Raw genomic sequence first — 16,634 nt, 5'->3', positions numbered from 1 at the left:
GGGGAGCATGCCGTGCCAAATCTTTGGATTCCTCATGCGAGCCGCCCGGCTTGCGGCCTGCCGCGTCTGCGGCGCCAGCCGCCACAGGTCTTCGGCTTCTACTGGGAGATGCTGCACGACCGCTCCGGCGACGTCGTGGGCGATGGCTTCAGCCGCTGCGCCTTCCCGCAGTTGCTGATGCGCCCGGGCTACAGCTACCGCATCACACCGCTGCGCAGCGACCTGCGCCAGGAGGCTGTATGGCCGTCCTGATCAGCGCACTGCTGGACACCGACGCGATGGCCTTTGCCACCGAGCCTGCCATGCTGGGCGTCAGCGCGCGGCTGGAGCAGGCACTGACCACGCACCTGGACGACGCTGCCGGCAGTGTCGACATCCCGCTCCAAGCCCTGGTCGGCGATGCCGACAGCCTCATCATGGCCCAGATGCTGCTGGCCCAGTTGCCGCCCGGGCTGGCTTGCCTGGGCGCGCGGGATACGGCTGGCGGGATGCACGAAGGCGACGATGCGCTGTCGACTTGCGCATCGGGCCGCGGCATACAGGCGGTGTTCTACCGCTTCGACCTGGCGTTGCTGCGCAGCCGCCTGCGGCCGCTCAAGGCAGCAGGCTGAGCCCGAAGCTGCGCTCGACACACCAGAGCAGGGCCAGCGCGGCGACAGCGCTGGATCCACCGGGCACGATCCAGCGCCGGTAGATGGTCGCCGAGCGCAGCATCAGGGCCAGTGGCAGCAGCAGCGCGACGACGGCAAGCTGTCCCAGCTCGACGCCGAGGTTGAAGCCCAGCAGCGGCAGCACCAGTTCGCTGCCGCGCAGGCCCAGGTCCTTCAGCGGCCCGGCAAAGCCGACGCCGTGCACGAGGCCGAAGAGGCCGACCATGCTCCAGCGCGGCCCAGGCACAAAGGGCCGCAGGTTGTCGAGCGCGGCGAGCAGCACGGTCAGCGCGATCAGCGATTCGACGACGGTGGTCGGCGGGTCGATGGCGCCGCTGGCCGCCAGCGCCAGGGTGATGGAGTGGGCCAGAGTGAAGGCGGTGACAAGCTTGAGCGTCTCGGCCAGCGCGGCGCGGCCGCTGGCACGGGGCGCCCAGCCCTTGCCCTCGCGACGCCAGACGGCGACGAGCAGCAGCGTGACGAGGAAAAGCACATGGTCCAGCCCGCTGGCGATATGGGCCATGCCCTCGACGACGAAGCCACCGAAGCCGCGGCTGTCCAGCGCCAGACGTTGTGGGCCGGCGCCGGGCGTCAGCACCAGCGGCTCGCCCGCCGCGCCGACGAGGCGGGCCAGGCCACGGTGGGCGGTGTCGGTGCTGGCAAAGAGGCGGTAGTCGATGTCGAGCTCATGCACGGCGGCGCGGCAGAGCCAGTGGCTGATGAGCACGGCGTGCATGCCGTCGCTGTGCTGGTCGAGCTGGGGTTGGGGACGGTCCTGCGGCGTGCAGGCCGCGCCATCGGCGGTGAAGCGCAGGCCGGCCATGGCCAGCGCTTCGATGTCGGGCCAGCGCTGGCGCACCTCGCCCCAGCTCAAGTTGCCGTCGCCATCGGCGTCCAGCGCCAGGTCGCGGTCCAGGTCGCGCAAGGCGATGTCCAGGCGCTGTTCGACCGCCGCACCTTCGACGCGGTAGACGAGATAGGCCTCGCTGGCCTGGTGGGCCTGGGCCACACCGCACAGCAGCAGCGCCAGCCACAACAAACAACGGATCACGGCGCGAAGCTCCGGTCAAAACGCCGATCAAGAGCGGCAAGGCGTGCATCCTGCCAGCCCTTGCCGCGCAGCACGCGCGCCAGTTCCTCACGCGTCGCATCGCCATCGCGCCCAGCGGCGAGGGCAGCGCGCAGCAGCAGCACCGCATCAACAGGCTCGCGCTGCATCGCCCAGTTCAGCCGGGCCAGGCGCAGGGCCTCGCGTGGCTGCTGCTCGACATCGAGGGCAAAGCGGGCCTGCTCGCGCGCATGCTTGCCCGATTCGCGGCGGTCGGCGGCGGCAAGGCGCTCGCGCATCAGGGCCGTCGGCGCCGACGCATCGCGGCCGAGCTGGCGCAAGGCGATGACCTGGCGCAACAGCAATGCATCGGCCTCTGCATCGGGGCTGCGTTCGACCAGCACGAGGGCCTCGGCCGCGCGCTGGCGGGCCAGCAGCCAGTCGGCCAGCGCGGCGCGCGTGTAGACCTCGTCCTCACCGGCCAGCGCGGCACGGTAGAGGGCAGGCGCGGTGGTCTCGTTGCCGAGGCGCTCGGCCAGCTCGGCACGCATCAGTGCAAGCCAGGGCGCGGTGGACCGGCCCGGGCTGAGCTGGGCCAGCGTTTGTGCCGCCACTTGGCCTTGGCCTGACAGGCTGGCCAGCTCGGCCAGACAGGCAGTTGCCGGCAGTGCGGCCAGGGGTTGAAGCTGTTCGCACAAGGTGCGAGCCTCGGTTAGTTCGGCGCGCAGCTGATGCAACGCGGCCGCGTCGAGCAGGGCCTGGGCGCGATGCTCCGGCGCGAGATCTTCGCGCGCCAACAGGCGGTGCAGCTCGGCCAGGGCAGGCTCGAACTCGTGCCGCGCCTGCAGAACGCGGGCGCGCAGCAGCACGGCATCGGCGGGTGCATCGGCCTGGTGCCACCACGGCGCCAGCGCGGCCTGTGCCGCGCCGAGCTCGCGCGGGTCGCCATGCACGCGGGCGCGCTGCAGCGCCGCGCGGGCGGTGGCTACGGCGAGCTGCAGCTGTGCTGGGTCGCGCGACAAGGCCGCACGGCGCTGGCGCTCGGCCGCGTCGATGCGGTAAGGCAGGCGCTGCACGATCTCGGCGTCGACCTTCGGGACGAAAGGTTCGGCCAAGACCGCCAGCGGGATTGCCAGCAGCAGCACGAGCAGGTGCTTCACAGGCTCACGGGCTCTTCGGTTTCGCTGACCGACACCGCCACCGTCGGCAGCGTCAGCGCCTCCGTGGTCTCGTCGTCGGTCTTCTGCGCCTTCAGGTAGCTCACCAGGGCGGCGGACGAGGCCACGGCGCTGTCGGGCACCGCGGTGGGGGCCGGCGGCGGTGGGGGCGGCGGGCTGATGATTTCAGTGTCGCTGTCACTGCCGCCGCAGGCGGCCAGCACGAGCACGGCGCCGGCGGCGACCGCGGCAGTCTTGCGGGTCAACATGGCGGCCCCTTTCACTTGGTGCCCGGGATGGGCGTGTTGAGGTAGGGGAAGCCGCTCAGCAGGGGCACGACAGCCTGATCGACCGCGTCATGCAGCTTGAAAGTCGTGGCACCCAGGGGCACCACGCTGGGCTTGCAGGCCGCGCCGAAGCCGAGCTTGTCGGTGTCGCCGTTGGCCACGCACAGGCCGCCCATGACGGCCACCAGCGAGATGTCGACGACGTCGTCCTTGGGCCGGCGGCCGTTGGGGTAGCCGGCGTTGTCGTTGCCTGCGGCGAGGATGTTGCCGACGATGCCCAAACGGTTTTGTTGAGCGAAGGGCACGGCCGCTATTGCCGTATTGAGGCGCAGCATCTCGGAGGCCGTGACCGTCTTCTGCTGGTTAACACCCTTGATGCCGGTCAGGAAGGTGGTGACCAGGTCGTTGCGCGGGAAGTTGGTCGGCGCGGTGTTGGGCAGGGCCAGCGCGATCTCCAGCAAGGCCGGCAGCGTCGGGTTGGTCACGTAGTCGGCGAACTGGCCGTCGTCCTTGGGCTTGGAGGAGTTGAACTTGTCCTTGTCCTTGAGGCCGATGACGACTTCATTCACCAGGGGCATGCCCAGGCGCGAGACCTGCACCCAGGCGCCGCCGGCCTTCTCGCTGGCCTGATGGCCCGAGCCCGGCTTGGGATCGAGCAGGCGGCCCTGGCGCAGGCTGGCCGTGGTCCAGCCGCCGATGACATCGTCGGTCGCGGATTTCAGGCAGTCCTTGTGCACCTCCAGCGCCAGCGTGGAGACGTTCTTGTCGTCGAGGGTGTTGGGCGCGGCATTGATCAGCGATGGGTCGGTGATGACGGAGACCGGCGCGTTGACCAGGTCGAAGATGGTGCCGAGGTTGACGGCAAACGGGTCCTGGCGCTGGCCGACGAAGACCTTGGCCGGCGTGCTGCAGCCGGGGATGGTGATGGGGTAGACATGCTTGGCCGCATAGCTCGCATAGTCGGCGATGGTCTTCTTGCCGATGTTGTCGACCGGCTTGTCGAACGTCGTCGCGCCGCTGGTGGCATGCGTGACCGCCTGGGCAGTACCGCTGCGGCGATCGCCGCGCACCACGGTCAGCGTGTAGCTCTCGTTGACCTGCAGGTTTGCGTCCTTGACGCTGGCCACCGCGCCCGACTGGATCAGCGGGATGCCGACCATCTTGCCGCCGACGCTTAAAGACGTGCCGGCACCGCTGTTGGACAGCGTGTTCTTGAAGCGGAACTGGAAGGTCAGGTGTTCCTTGGCATCGCCAACGTTGTCGACGTGGATCTCGTAGAGCGCGTTGGGGTCCATCGAGAAATAGTTCGGGCCGCCATAGCCGTCCTGCAGCGGCTGGTAGTTGGCGATCAGCGTCACGTAGCCGGCACGGCCGGTCTCGTAGCTGTTGAACATGTAGAAGTCCGTCGCGTCGACCTTGGGCACGGTCGTGATGAAGGGCGCTTCGCGGTGGCTGGAAGCCTGGGCGCCAACGGCCAGGCAGAGCAGCGCTGCGCCCACGGCGCTGCGGGTGAGACGAGCTTTCATCGGGGGCATCCTGTATGGCAATGCCGTCTTGGCATCTGAGCGCTGTTACGCGCTCAGAGGCTCTACGGATTCACCCGATGTGACGAATCGCCCTCCATTCCCCTAACAACACAATGGCGACCCTCATCAGGAGAGCCCCATGCCCCGCTTCCGTCTCGCCGCGCTCGCTGCGGTCCTGTGCGCCACGAGCGCCTGGGCCGGCACCAGCGGCTTCTATCGCCAGCCCACACTGGGTGGCGATGCCGTCTATCTCGTCGCCGAGGGCGACCTCTGGCGCGTCGGCACGCAGGGCGGCGAAGCCCAGCGGCTGACCACGCACAGCGGCCAGGAGACCCAGCCCGCCGTGTCGCCCGATGGGCAATGGCTGGCCTTCACGGCGCAGTACGACGGCGGCACCGAGATCTACCTGATGCCGGTGGCCGGCGGCCCGCCGAAGCGCCTGACCTGGGAAGGCGGCGGCATGCGCGTCTGGGGCTTCACGGCCGCCGGCGAAGTCCTCTACACCGGCTTGGACGCCCGTCCCGGCAGTCAGCTTTTCGCCATCGACGTGAAGACTGGCCAGCGCCGCCAACTGCCCGTCGGCGAGGCCAGCGACGCCGCGCTGAGCGCCGATGGCAAGACGCTCTATTTCACGCGCAGCGGCCTGCGCAGCGACAACGCCCGACAGTACCGCGGCGGCGCCATCGCGCGGCTGTGGTCGCTGGACTTGACGGACAAGGCGGAAGCAAAACCGCTGATCGCCGAGGGCAACAACGATCGCCGTCCCCTGCCCTACCGCAACGGTGGCGCGGAGCGCGTCGCCTTCCTGTCGGACCGCGAAGGCACGGTCAACATCTGGTCGGTCAATGCCCAAGGCGGTGACATGCGCCAGCACACCACGCACAAGGGCTGGGACATCCGCCACGCATCCATCGACGGCAGCCGTGTCGTCTATGCAGTGGGCGCGGACCTCTACCTCGTCGACCTCGCGCAGAGCGCGGGCGCGAAGAAGCTCGACATCAGCCTGGGCGGCGACTTCGACCAGCAGCGCGAGCGCTGGATCAAGAAGCCGCAGGACTTCCTGACCGACACATCCTTCGCCCCCAATGGCGAGCGCGTGCTGCTGGCCGCGCGCGGTCACCTCGCGACGCAGGGCGTGCAGCAGCTGCGCCGCGCTGAGCTGCCGCTGCCGGCCGACGGCAGCTGCAAGAAGGGTGAATTCAGCAGCGACAACAAGAGCGTCTTCGCCGTCTGCGACTTCAGCGGCGAGACCGAGATCTGGCGCTTCGCGGCCAATGGCACGGGTCAACCCGAACGCATCACCAGCGGCGCAACGACGCAGCGCCGCGACCTGCTCCCTTCGCCCGACGGCCGCTGGCTGGCGCATACCGACAAGGAAGGCGGCATCTGGCTGACCGACCTGAAGGCCAAGACAACACGCGAGATCGCTCGCAGCGCCCTTGGTGACGCGCCGCAGCTGCAGGGCTGGAGTCCCGATGGCCAGGCCCTGGCCTGGACGCTGTCGCTGCGCCATGCCGACCGCAGCCAGCTGCAGCTCTACAGCACGGCCGATGGCCGCACCCACACGCTGACCAGCGACCGCTACGACAGCGACAGCGCCACCTTCAGCCCGGACGGGCAATGGCTGTACTTCGCGTCCAACCGCAACTTCGCGACGACGGGCAATGGCAGCACATGGGGCGACCGCAACACCGGGCCGTTCTTCGGCTTCCGCGCCAAGCTCTACGCGCTGGCCCTGCAGACGGGCCTGCGCTCGCCGTTCGCGGCCAAGGACGAGCTGGAGTCGGTCACCGAGAAGAAGGCCGACGAGCAGCGCGCCGAGGACAAGAAGGCCACCGACAAGGAGCCGACCGAGCGCAAGCCTGATCCAAAGGACGACAAGAAGCCAGCCGCCGAGAAGAAGGGCAAGCCCGCCATCGTTTTCGAAGGCCTGGCCGAGCGCCTCCACGAGCTGCCCGTGACCGCCGGCAGCTACCGCGCGCTGCGCGCGGATGGCAAGCGCCTGTGGTTCCTGGATCGTGATCTGGACGGAAAGAGCCAGCTCAAGTCGGTTGGCATCGACAACCAGGGCGGCCCGGCCGAGATCCTGGCCAGCGACGTGCGCAACTACGACATCAGTGCCGACGGCAAGAAGCTGATGCTGGTGCGCAACCAGCCCGCGGGTGCGGCGCCGGAAATCCTCGTCGTCGACGCGGCGCCCAAGCTGCCGACTGAACTCGCCAAGCTGCAAGTGCGCTGGAGCGACTGGCAGATCGCCACGCAGCCGCGCGCCGAGTGGAAGCAGATGTTCGCCGACGCCTGGCGCATGCACCGCGACCACTTCTACGACAAGGCCATGCACGGCGTCGACTGGGTGGCCGTGCGCGCCAAGTACGAGCCACTGGTGGACCGTGTGACCGACCGCTTCGAGCTCGCCGAGCTGATGGCGCAGATGGTCAGCGAACTGGGCGCCCTGCACAGCCAGATCGGCGCCGGCGACACGCGGCTCGCGCCCGACGAGCCTGGCCTCGCGGGCCTCGGTGGGCGCTTCTCGCGCGCACCGGAGGGCTGGCGCATCGATGCGATCTATGCGCATGAGCAGGAGTTGCCATCCGAGGCACCGCCGCTGGCCGCGCCCGGTCTCAACCTGCAAGTGGGTGACGTCATCACGACCGTCAATGGCCGCCCCAGCGCCAGCGCGCCGCACATCCTGGAGCTGCTGCGCGGCCAGGCCGGCCGCCAGGTGCTGCTGGAGGTGAAACAGGCCAGCGGCAAGACGGTGCAGCGCATCGTCACGCCGGTGGCGCAGACGCGCGAAAACCAGCTGCGCTACAACGACTGGCGCGTCAGCCGCGCCCGCGCCGTTGAGCAGTCGGCCCAGGGCCGCATCGGCTACGTGCATCTGCGCGCGATGAGCGCGGCCGACATCGCCGATTTCGTGCGCGAGTTCTACGCTGCCAGCGACCGCGACGGCCTCATCATCGACGTGCGCTACAACAATGGCGGCAACATCGACAGCTGGATCCTGGAAAAGCTGCTGCGCCGCGCCTGGGCCTTCTGGCAACCGCGCTCGCCAGGCGGCGCGCCGGTCTACGCCAACATGCAGAACGTCTACCGCGGCCACACGGTGGTGCTGATGAACGAGGACACCTACAGCGACGGCGAGACCTTCGCCGAGGGCTTCAAGCGCCTCAAGCTGGGACCCGTCATTGGCAAGCGCAGCTCGGGGGCGGGCGTGTGGCTGTCGGACCAGAACCGCCTGATCGACAACGGCATCATGCGGGCCGCCGAGACGGGGCAGATCGACGCCGAGGGCCGCTTCCTGATCGAGGGCATCGGCGTGACGCCGGACATCGAGGTCGACAACCCGCCGCGGGCGACGGCGATGGGCCAGGACGCGCAGCTGGATGCGGCGCTGGCCGAGCTGAAGCGCCGGATTGCCGAGCAGCCGGTCCAGGTGGTGAAGCCGGGACCGTATCTGCGGCCGGTCAAGCCGTGAAAGCAAAGGGAGGCCGCGGCCTCCCTTTTTCATGGGCTTGAGAGATCAAGCGGCGCGGACGAAGCGATGCACCGCCGTGGCCCGGGCCGCGAAGGCACCGCTGAACAGGCCCAGGATCGCGCTCACCGCGGCGATGAACCAGAGCTCCTGCAGCACATGGGCGCCCATGCCGTTGGCGAAGCCCAGGCCGAACTTGGTCATGAAGATGCCGAGCATCAGGCCCAGCGGCACCCAGCTGCCGGGCATGCGCACGGCGGCGCCTTCCTTGGCCAGGCCGCGCGGTGCAAACAGCGGGCCACCGATGAAGACGGCAGCTGCAAAGGCCGTCGCCCAGGCCAGCACGGGAACCATGTGTGCGCCGAAGGCCGTCGTGACGCCATACAGCGACAGGGCCAGCATGGCCAGGGCGACCTTGGCGAGCATGCCGGGCTGGACGACACGGTCACGCGACTGGCGGTAGCCCAGCATGACGAGGCCGGCCAGGACGGCGAAGGGCCAGAAGGGGATGGAAGAAGCAGTCATTGGCGGCATCCGGTGGGTGTTGCGATGCCTGGACTGTGCGGATGCCTCGCCCTTGGGGCCAACGGCTTGCGACGAATGGACAGCGCGCGGCGGGAATCGCCAGCGAACGGTGGCGAACGGCCGCCCGCCGGGCGCTCAGCTCAGCACGACCCTCGCGAACTTGCGCTTGCCCACCTGCAGCACATGCTCGCCGGCGTCAAGCTTCAGCCCCTTGTCGGCGATGACTTCGCCGGCCCGGCGCACGCCGCCCTGCTCGACCATGCGCAGGCCTTCGCCTGTCGATGCGACAAGGCCGGCCCCCTTCAACACCTGGGCGATGCCCATGGGCGCGCCGCTCAACTGAACTTCAGGAATCTCGTCAGGAATGCCACCGCGGGCGCGATTGTTGAAGTCGGCTTCGGCCGCGTCCGCCGCCGCCGCGCTGTGGAAGCGCGCCGTGATCTCCTTGGCCAGCATGACCTTGGCGTCCTTCGGGTTGCGGCCACCCTCGACCTCGGCCTTCAGCGCGGCGATCTCGGCCAGGGACTTGAAGGACAGCAGCTCGAACCACTTCCACATCTGTACGTCGCTGATCGACAGGATCTTGGCGAACATCGTGTTCGGCGCCTCCGTGATGCCGATGTAGTTATTCTTTGACTTGGACATCTTCTCGACGCCGTCCAAGCCCTCCAGCAACGGCATGGTCAGGATGCACTGCGGCTCCTGGCCGTATTCCTGCTGCAGGTGGCGGCCCATCAGCAGGTTGAACTTCTGGTCGGTGCCACCCAGCTCCAGGTCGCTCTTCAGCGCCACCGAGTCGTAGCCCTGCATCAGCGGGTAGAGGAACTCGTGCACCGAGATCGGCGTCTGGGCCGCGAAGCGCTTGGTGAAGTCGTCGCGCTCCATCATGCGGGCGACCGTGTACTTGCTCGCCAGCTGGATCATGCCGGCCGCGCCCAGCGGCTCGCTCCACTCGGAGTTGTAGCGAATCTCGGTGCGCGCCGGGTCCAGCACCAGCCTGGCCTGGGCGTAGTAGGTCTCGGCGTTGGCCTGGATCTGTTCCTTGGTCAGCGGCGGGCGGGTGGCGTTGCGGCCGGACGGGTCGCCAATCAGCGAGGTGAAGTCGCCGATCAGGAAGATGACTTGGTGACCCAGGTCCTGCAATTGGCGCATCTTGTTCAAGACAACCGTGTGACCGACGTGGATGTCGGGCGCCGTCGGGTCCAGGCCCAGCTTGATACGCAGCGGCACACCGGTGGCGGCGGAGCGGGCCAGCTTCTTCGTCCACTCGGCCTCCGGCAGCAACTCGTCCACGCCGCGGCGCGTGACGGCCAGGGCTTCGAGGACAGCATCGGTGATGGGGAATTGCGGAGCGTCGGACATGGCGCATCGGCGCCCGGCAGCAAGCCGGGCGAAACGTTAAGTTATTGATCCATCGGGGTTAACCGGCATGCCAGGTAGGACAAAGCCGTTAGAATTCACCCTTCGTTTGGGGGTGTTGTTTCAACACAACCAATCCAGGGATTTTAAGGGCCGCCCACGAGCGGCCTCAGCGCTGAACCGGCTCGGCCGGGATTGCCCCAGCGACAACCCCGGGAATACCGAGAGTGACAGCGAGAGTGACTGTTAAGAACCGCCTGAAGCAAGTCCAAGCCAGCCTGCAGCACGCCGAGGCCTTTGCCGCCCGGCATCCGCGTGCGCTGACGGCCACCGTCGTCGGCCTGCTGAGTTGCTTCGCCGTGACCGCCTTCGGCATCGCGCCGCTGGCCCCTGACGCCGCCGAGCTGCCCAAGCGCACGTTGGTCGAGACCCTGGCCACGCCCGATGTGGAGAGTCAGCTCGAGGAGCTGGCCACGCACGCCGTCGGCCTGACCCGCGCCGAAGCCACTCGCTCCAGCGATACCCCTGACAGCCTGCTCAAGCGTGCCGGCGCCTTCGATCCGGCCGCCGCGGCCTTCCTGCGCACCGACCCGCTGGGCCGGCGCGTGCTGCAGGGCCGCGCCGGCAAGATGGTCCACCTGACAGCCGACGCCTCCGGCCAGGTGCAGAAGATCGTCATGCGCTTCCCGGCCGAAAAGGTCGAGCAGCAAGCAAGTCATTTCACCCGGTTGACGATCGAGCGCGTCGGCGGCCGCTTCACCGCCCGCACCGAAACGGCCCCGCTGCAGGCCCAGGTGGCCTTGGGCAGCGGCACCATCCGCACCTCGCTGTTCGCCGCCACCGACGACGCCAACATCCCCGACGCCATCGCTTCGCAGATGGCCGACATGTTCTCGGGCGACATCGACTTCCACCGCGAGCTGCGCAAGGGCGACCGCTTCAGCATCGTCTACGAGACGCTGACCGCCGACGGCGAGCCGGTCCCGTGGGACGGCGGCGTCGGCCGCCTGCTGGCCGGCGAGTTCACGAACAACGGCCGCACCTATTCGGCCGTCTATTTCAAGGACAACGCCACCGGCAAGAGCAGCTTCTTCGGCTTTGACGGCACGAGCAAGCGTCGCGCCTTCCTGGCCAGCCCGATGGAGTTCTCGCGCATCACCAGCGGCTTCGCGATGCGCTTCCATCCCATCATGCAGACCTGGCGCCAGCACAACGGTGTCGACTACGGTGCGCCGACCGGCACGGCCGTGCGGTCGGTGGGCGATGGCACGGTCGAAATGGCCGGCTGGCAGAACGGCTTTGGCAATGTCGTGCAGGTGCGCCACGCCGGCGACCGCAGCACGGTCTACGCTCACCTGAGCAAGATCGACGTGAAGAAGGGCCAGCGCATCGAACAGGGCATGAAGCTCGGTGCCGTCGGCTCGACCGGCTGGGCCACCGGCCCGCACCTGCACTTCGAGTTCCGCGTCGGTGGCCGCCACATGGACCCACGCACCATCGCTCGCGCCTCCGAGGCGATCACGCTGCCGAACTACGCCAAGTCGCAGTTCCTGCAGACCGTCGCCAGCGTCAAGACCCAACTGGCCGTGGCCGAGACCATGGATGGCGTCTCAGCCGCCGACTGAGCTCCGTCAGCTCTATATCGGGCTGATGTCGGGCACCTCGCTCGACGGCATTGATGGCGTCCTCTTCGACGCCGATGCGCTGGCCGTCACCGGCCATGTGCATGCCCCCTTCTCCCACGCGCTGCGCGACGAGTTGTTGGCACTGAACGCACCTGGCGGTAACGAGCTGCATCGCGCCGCCTTGGCTGCCAATGCGGTAGCCCGTGCCTATGCCGACGTCGTCTCGCAGTTGCTTGAAGCCACGGGCGTTCCACGCAAGCAGATTGCGGCGCTGGGCGCTCATGGCCAGACGGCGCGCCACCGCCCGGACGGCTTCGACGGCTACACGACGCAACTGCTGAACGGCGCCCTGCTGGCCGAGCAGGTCGGCATTGACGTCATCTGCGACCTGCGCAGCCGCGATGTGGCCGCGGGCGGCCAGGGCGCGCCACTGGTGCCGGCCTTCCACCGCGCCGTCTTCGGTGCAGCGCAGGCGGACGTGGCAGTGCTCAATCTCGGCGGCATCAGCAACCTCAGCCTGCTGCATGCCGACGGCCGCACCGGCGGCTTCGACTGCGGCCCGGCCAACTGCCTGATGGATGGCTGGATCGCCCGACATCGCGGCTTGGCCTATGACGCCGACGGCGCCTGGGCCGCGACGGGCAAGGTGCTTCCCGAACTGTTGGCGGCATTGCGGGCCGAACCCTGGTTCGCATTACCGCCGCCCAAGAGCACGGGGCGCGATCTCTTCCATCTGCGCTGGTTGGACGCGAAGCTGGCGCCCAGTCTCGCGCCGGAGGATGTGCAGGCGACGCTGCTGGAGCTCAGCGCTCGCTGCGTGTCCGACGCCCTGCACACCACCATGCCACAGGCCAAGCACTTGATCGCCTGCGGTGGCGGCGCCCTGAACGGCACGATGATGGGCCGCCTGGCGGCGCTGCTGCCCGGCGTGGCCGTGCAGACCAGCGCCGCGCACGGCCTGCCGGTCGACCAGGTCGAAGCGGCGGCCTTCGCCTGGCTGGCCCGGTGCTTTGTCGAGCGCCGGCCGGGCAATCTGCCTGCCGTCACCGGCGCAGCAGGCACGCGCCTGCTGGGGGCACTCTACCCCGCCTGACAGCGCGGGCTCAGCCCGGTTCGGGCGGGTCCTGCTGCTTGATCGCCAGCGCCACGTGGCTGTCGCCCGATTCGAGCTGGCCGAAGATGCCAGCCGAGGCCATCGTGATCAGGGCCATGCAGACAAAGGTGGCGCGAAAGGCCTGCAGCGTCTGCACACCGTCCATGCCGAAGTGCGCTGTGAAGGCCGCCAGCACCGCGCCCGCCGCGGCCACACCCATGCCCATGGCCAGCATCTGCACCATGGACAGCAGGCTGTTGCCACTGCTCGCGTTGTCGGGCTCGAGATCCTTCAGCGTCAGCGTGTTCATCGCGGTGAACTGCATCGAGTTGACGGCGCCAAAGAGTGCCAGTTGCACGACAGTCACCACCAGCGGCTGCCCAGGCGTGGCGAAGCCGAAGCTCGCCATCGTCAGCCCGACCAGCAAGGTGTTGACGACCAGCACACGCCGGTAGCCGTGGCGCCGGATGAGCGGTGTCGTCACGCGCTTCATCGACATGCTGGCCAGGGCCACGGGCAACATCATCATGCCGGCCTGGGCGGGCGAATAGCCCATGGTCACCTGCAGCAGCAGCGGGATCAGGAAGGGCATGCAGGAGCTGCCCAGGCGCGAGAACAGATTGCCGAGCAGGCCGATGCGCAGCGCACCGATGCGAAACAGCCGGGGCGAAAACAGCGGGTCGGGCCGGCGCAGGGCATGCAGCCAGTAGGTCGTCAGGCTGGCCAGCCCGAAGATCATCAACATCAGTACCGAAGCCTGGCGCAAGCCCAGGCCCGACAGGCCGTCCAGCGCCAGCGAGACCGCGGCCATGCCGAAGGCCAGCAGCAGATAGCCCGTCAGATCAAAGCGCCCGACCGCGACCGGCGCAGGTGCTGGCATGTAGCGCAACGTGGCCAAGGCGCCGATGAGGCCGACCGGCAGGTTGATCAGAAAGATCCAGTGCCAGGACGCCGCCTGCACCAGCCAGCCGCCCAGCGTTGGGCCGATCAGCGGGCCGACCAAGCCGGGAATGGCAACGAAGCTCATCGCCTGCAGGAAGCGCTCGCGCGGGAAGGTGCGCAGCACGACCAGGCGTCCGACCGGCAGCAGCAGCGCGCCACCAGCGCCTTGCACGACACGCGCGGCGACCAGGGCGTCCAGGCTGGGCGCCAACGCGCACAGCACCGAGCCGATCACGAAGAGGACGATTGCGCCGACGTAGATGCGGCGCGTGCCGAAGCGGTCCGCCACCCAGCCCGTGGCCGGGATCAGCATGGCCATCGTCAGCGAATAGGCGACGACGACGGACTGCATGCGCAGCGGGCTTTCGCCCAGGCTGCGCGCCATTGCCGGCAGCGCCGTGTTGACGATGGTGGCGTCCAGCGTCTGCATGAAGAAGCCGAGGGCCACCAGCCACAGCAGCATGCGCTGCTTGCGTTCCTGATCCATGTCGGGAGACGGCAAGGGAGGTGCCATGGGTCGGCAATGAAAAAGCCGCCCGGAGGCGGCTTGTCAGCGAGGGTTGAGCGAAGGCTCAGACCGAGAAGGAGGAGCCGCAGCCGCAGGTCGTCGTGGCGTTCGGGTTCTTGATGACGAACTGGGCGCCCTGCAGGTCTTCCTTGTAGTCGATCTCGGCACCCATCAGGTATTGCAGGCTCATCGAGTCGATCAGCAGCGTGACGCCATTCTTCTGCATCTGCGTGTCGTCGTCGTTGACGGCCTCGTCGAAGGTGAAGCCGTACTGGAAGCCGGAGCAACCACCACCCTGCACGAAAACGCGCAGCTTCAGGTCCGGGTTGCCTTCCTCGGCCACCAAGTCGCGCACCTTGTCGGCGGCGCTGTCGGTGAACACCAGGGGCACGGGAATGTCAGTGACGGGGGTATCAAGCACGGCGCTCATGGCGAGGCTCCTGTGAATCTGTCCAGAGACGAATATGGGGATTGTCCGCGCAAAAACAAAAGGCCGCTCGAAGCGGCCTTTTGTGTCGATGCGCAGCAATTAACGCTTGCTGAACTGCTTCCTGCGACGGGCGCCGTGCAGACCGACCTTCTTACGCTCGACTTCACGCGCGTCACGCGTGACGAAGCCGGCGCGGCTCAGTTCGGGCTTCAGGGCTGCGTCGTAGTCGATCAGCGCGCGGGTGATGCCCAGGCGCAGAGCGCCGGCTTGACCCGATTCGCCACCGCCGTGCACGTTCACCTTGATGTCGAAGGCTTCACCATTGTTCGTCAGCAGCAGGGGCTGCTTGGCGATCATGATGGACGTCTGACGACCAAAGTAAGCGTCGATGGCCTTGCCATTGACGATGATCTGGCCCGTGCCCTTCTTCATGAAGACGCGAGCGACCGACGACTTGCGACGGCCCGTACCGTAATTCCAGTTTCCGATCATGGCCGTTCCTTAGATCTCGAGAGCCTTGGGCTGCTGGGCGGTATGCGGGTGCGTCGGGCCTGCGTAGACCTTCAGCTTCTTGACCATGGCGTAACCGAGCGGGCCCTTGGGCAGCATGCCCTTGACGGCCTTTTCCAGCGCGCGGCCGGGGTGCTTGGCTTGCATGTCCTTGAACTTCGTGGCGTAGATGCCGCCGGGGAAGCCGCTGTGACGGTAGTACACCTTGTCGGTGGCCTTGTTGCCCGTGACACGGAGCTTTTCGGCATTGACGATGACGATGAAATCACCGGTATCCACGTGAGGCGTGTAAATGGCCTTGTGCTTGCCGCGCAAACGGAGTGCCACTTCGCTGGCAACACGTCCGAGCACCTTGTCGGTGGCGTCAATCACAAACCACTCGTGCGTCACTTCGGCCGGCTTGGCGCTGAAGGTCTTCATGAGAGTGCTTTCGCTGCGCCGGCTTCAAACTGCTGAAACCGGCAATAGATGGCTGAACTTCGACCGGTCTCGGTGCTTGTGTCTGATGCACAGCCTCTCAACACGGCTCTTTCCCGCAGCCTTTTGACGGAAAAGCCCACGAGTGTAGCAGTGCGGCCGATGGTTTGAAAAGGACCGAGGCGTTAACCTTGCCATACCTTTGCAGTGCCCGCCATGCCCAAGCCCCCGTCCGCCGCCTCTCCTCCCCTCGCCGAAGCCGCGGCGGGCGAGGGCCATGAGCTGTCGGCCTTCGGCCTCGACCCGATTGCGCCGGCAGCCGCCCCGGCCGAACCGGCAGGCCCGCTGGCCAAGGCCCGGGCTGCATTGGAGCTCCTTTCCACCTGGGTGCCAATTCGCTCACTCGCGCGCCGCCACCGCCATCGCATCATTGACCACCTGCTGGCGCTGGAGCCGCAGGACCGTTACTTGCGCTTCGGGTACCCGGCTTCGGACGAGCAGATTCGCAAATACGCCCTCAGCATCGACTTTGCCCGCGACGAGGTGCTGGGCATCTTCAACCGCCGCCTGCACCTGATCGCCCTGGCCCATCTGGCCTATGGGCAACCGATGCCGGATGAGCCCAGCCGCACGATGGCCGAGTTCGGCGTCTCCGTGCTGCCGCAGTCGCGCGGCCGGGGCCTGGGACGGCGGCTTTTCGACGCCGCGGGCTTGCATGCCCGCAACCGGGGTATCGACACCCTGTTCATCCACGCACTGAGCGAAAACCGTCCCATGCTGCGCATTGCGGCAGCGGCTGGCGCCATCGTCGAGCGCGACGGCAGCGAATCCGCGGCCTATCTGCGCCTGCCACCCGAATCATTCAGCTCCCAGGTCGAGCAGGCACTGGAGCGGCATCTGGGCGAGCTGGATTTCCAGTTCAAGCGCCAGGCTCAAGTGCTGAGTGGATTTGTCGACAGCGTTGCCGAGGTCAAAGCCCATTTCGAATCTCCCGGGCGCGCCGCCAAGGAATAAATGACGGGCTAACGGCCGTTTTCCCAGGCATGCTCCCCCTCAGGCCCGGGGGAATCGGGACTAGCGAG

Annotated in this window: 16 protein-coding genes; 6 read left to right on the top strand and 10 right to left on the bottom strand. The window is 67.8% G+C overall.

The genetic code is table 11. The features are described from left to right. The first annotated feature begins 12 nt into the window (after positions 1-12). Together ASC91_RS29700 and ASC91_RS24095 are read left to right on the top strand one after the other, a co-directional pair. Complete coding sequence (locus ASC91_RS29700; protein WP_157282021.1) at positions 13-252, top strand: hypothetical protein; 240 nt, start codon at positions 13-15, stop codon at positions 250-252. Next, complete coding sequence (locus tag ASC91_RS24095; protein ID WP_056203194.1) at positions 240-611, top strand: hypothetical protein; 372 nt, start codon at positions 240-242, stop codon at positions 609-611. The genes ASC91_RS29700 and ASC91_RS24095 overlap by 13 nt, the downstream gene beginning before the upstream one ends. Here ASC91_RS24095 and ASC91_RS24090 read toward each other — a convergent pair. Genes ASC91_RS24090 through ASC91_RS24075 form a run of 4 tightly spaced genes read right to left on the bottom strand, consistent with a single transcriptional unit; the run spans position 595 to position 4,668 of the window. Then, positions 595-1,701, bottom strand: a complete 1,107-nt coding sequence (locus tag ASC91_RS24090) for a HupE/UreJ family protein (RefSeq protein ID WP_082532970.1) — start codon at positions 1,699-1,701, stop codon at positions 595-597. The two genes, ASC91_RS24095 and ASC91_RS24090, sit on opposite strands and share 17 nt — an antisense overlap. Beyond that, on the bottom strand, positions 1,698-2,858 hold the full coding sequence (locus ASC91_RS24085; RefSeq protein WP_056203188.1) for a hypothetical protein: 1,161 nt from the start codon (positions 2,856-2,858) through the stop codon (positions 1,698-1,700). The genes ASC91_RS24090 and ASC91_RS24085 overlap by 4 nt, the downstream gene beginning before the upstream one ends. Continuing rightward, entirely contained in the window at positions 2,855-3,124 is a 270-nt protein-coding gene (locus ASC91_RS24080) for a hypothetical protein (protein ID WP_056203186.1), read from the bottom strand. Before ASC91_RS24080 ends, ASC91_RS24085 begins: the two co-directional genes overlap by 4 nt. An 11-nt stretch (positions 3,125-3,135) precedes the next feature. After that, positions 3,136-4,668, bottom strand: a complete 1,533-nt coding sequence (locus ASC91_RS24075) for a DUF4331 domain-containing protein (RefSeq protein WP_056203183.1) — start codon at positions 4,666-4,668, stop codon at positions 3,136-3,138. Between the two features lie 139 nt (positions 4,669-4,807). Between ASC91_RS24075 and ASC91_RS24070 the strand changes: the two genes are divergently transcribed. Then, positions 4,808-8,146, top strand: coding sequence for a S41 family peptidase (locus ASC91_RS24070; RefSeq protein ID WP_056203180.1), 3,339 nt, complete (start codon positions 4,808-4,810; stop codon positions 8,144-8,146). 45 nt (positions 8,147-8,191) lie between these two features. On the opposite strand, the gene ASC91_RS24065 is transcribed toward ASC91_RS24070, so the two are convergent. Beyond that, positions 8,192-8,668, bottom strand: a complete 477-nt coding sequence (locus ASC91_RS24065) for a DUF6622 family protein (RefSeq protein ID WP_056203177.1) — start codon at positions 8,666-8,668, stop codon at positions 8,192-8,194. A 135-nt stretch (positions 8,669-8,803) separates the two neighbouring features. Next, the gene (gene tyrS, locus ASC91_RS24060) at positions 8,804-10,030 is read right to left on the bottom strand and encodes a tyrosine--tRNA ligase (RefSeq protein ID WP_056203175.1); all 1,227 of its coding nucleotides are present in this window, start codon (positions 10,028-10,030) and stop codon (positions 8,804-8,806) included. A 236-nt stretch (positions 10,031-10,266) separates the two neighbouring features. On the opposite strand from tyrS, the gene ASC91_RS24055 reads away from it, so the two are divergent. After that, positions 10,267-11,652 (top strand): M23 family metallopeptidase, encoded by a 1,386-nt coding sequence (locus ASC91_RS24055; protein WP_082532991.1) that lies wholly within the window; start codon positions 10,267-10,269, stop codon positions 11,650-11,652. After that, positions 11,630-12,745, top strand: coding sequence for an anhydro-N-acetylmuramic acid kinase (locus tag ASC91_RS24050; RefSeq protein ID WP_056203170.1), 1,116 nt, complete (start codon positions 11,630-11,632; stop codon positions 12,743-12,745). Before ASC91_RS24055 ends, ASC91_RS24050 begins: the two co-directional genes overlap by 23 nt. A gap of 10 nt (positions 12,746-12,755) precedes the next feature. On the opposite strand, the gene mdtD is transcribed toward ASC91_RS24050, so the two are convergent. From mdtD to rplM, 4 genes are all read right to left on the bottom strand, one after another. Further along, positions 12,756-14,174 carry a multidrug transporter subunit MdtD gene (gene mdtD / locus ASC91_RS24045; RefSeq protein WP_082532969.1) on the bottom strand — a complete coding sequence of 473 codons (1,419 nt, stop codon included), beginning with the start codon at positions 14,172-14,174 and terminating at the stop codon, positions 12,756-12,758. Between the two features lie 85 nt (positions 14,175-14,259). Beyond that, the gene (gene erpA / locus ASC91_RS24040) at positions 14,260-14,625 is read right to left on the bottom strand and encodes an iron-sulfur cluster insertion protein ErpA (RefSeq protein WP_056203164.1); all 366 of its coding nucleotides are present in this window, start codon (positions 14,623-14,625) and stop codon (positions 14,260-14,262) included. 99 nt (positions 14,626-14,724) lie between these two features. Further along, complete coding sequence (gene rpsI, locus ASC91_RS24035; protein ID WP_056203161.1) at positions 14,725-15,117, bottom strand: 30S ribosomal protein S9; 393 nt, start codon at positions 15,115-15,117, stop codon at positions 14,725-14,727. Between the two features lie 9 nt (positions 15,118-15,126). Next, positions 15,127-15,555 (bottom strand): 50S ribosomal protein L13, encoded by a 429-nt coding sequence (gene rplM / locus ASC91_RS24030; protein ID WP_056203159.1) that lies wholly within the window; start codon positions 15,553-15,555, stop codon positions 15,127-15,129. A 213-nt stretch (positions 15,556-15,768) separates the two neighbouring features. On the opposite strand from rplM, the gene ASC91_RS24025 reads away from it, so the two are divergent. After that, positions 15,769-16,566, top strand: a complete 798-nt coding sequence (locus ASC91_RS24025; protein ID WP_082532968.1) for a GNAT family N-acetyltransferase — start codon at positions 15,769-15,771, stop codon at positions 16,564-16,566. The last annotated feature ends 68 nt before the right edge of the window (positions 16,567-16,634 follow it).

It is taken from the genome of Pelomonas sp. Root1237, from assembly GCF_001425055.1.
Lineage (GTDB): Bacteria > Pseudomonadota > Gammaproteobacteria > Burkholderiales > Burkholderiaceae_C > Pelomonas.
This window is presented reverse-complemented; position numbering and strand designations above follow the sequence as displayed.

Excerpts from the sequence above, each read along its gene's own strand:
- ASC91_RS24095 (WP_056203194.1), top strand. The coding sequence starts at position 240 with ATGGCCGTCCTGATCAGCGCACTGCTGGACACCGACGCGATGGCCTTT.
- ASC91_RS24080 (WP_056203186.1), bottom strand. The coding sequence starts at position 3,124 with ATGTTGACCCGCAAGACTGCCGCGGTCGCCGCCGGCGCCGTGCTCGTG.
- ASC91_RS24075 (WP_056203183.1), bottom strand. The coding sequence starts at position 4,668 with ATGAAAGCTCGTCTCACCCGCAGCGCCGTGGGCGCAGCGCTGCTCTGC.
- ASC91_RS24070 (WP_056203180.1), top strand. The coding sequence starts at position 4,808 with ATGCCCCGCTTCCGTCTCGCCGCGCTCGCTGCGGTCCTGTGCGCCACG.
- ASC91_RS24065 (WP_056203177.1), bottom strand. The coding sequence starts at position 8,668 with ATGACTGCTTCTTCCATCCCCTTCTGGCCCTTCGCCGTCCTGGCCGGC.
- tyrS (WP_056203175.1), bottom strand. The coding sequence starts at position 10,030 with ATGTCCGACGCTCCGCAATTCCCCATCACCGATGCTGTCCTCGAAGCC.
- ASC91_RS24050 (WP_056203170.1), top strand. The coding sequence starts at position 11,630 with ATGGCGTCTCAGCCGCCGACTGAGCTCCGTCAGCTCTATATCGGGCTG.
- mdtD (WP_082532969.1), bottom strand. The coding sequence starts at position 14,174 with ATGGATCAGGAACGCAAGCAGCGCATGCTGCTGTGGCTGGTGGCCCTC.
- erpA (WP_056203164.1), bottom strand. The coding sequence starts at position 14,625 with ATGAGCGCCGTGCTTGATACCCCCGTCACTGACATTCCCGTGCCCCTG.
- rpsI (WP_056203161.1), bottom strand. The coding sequence starts at position 15,117 with ATGATCGGAAACTGGAATTACGGTACGGGCCGTCGCAAGTCGTCGGTC.
- rplM (WP_056203159.1), bottom strand. The coding sequence starts at position 15,555 with ATGAAGACCTTCAGCGCCAAGCCGGCCGAAGTGACGCACGAGTGGTTT.
- ASC91_RS24025 (WP_082532968.1), top strand. The coding sequence starts at position 15,769 with ATGCCCAAGCCCCCGTCCGCCGCCTCTCCTCCCCTCGCCGAAGCCGCG.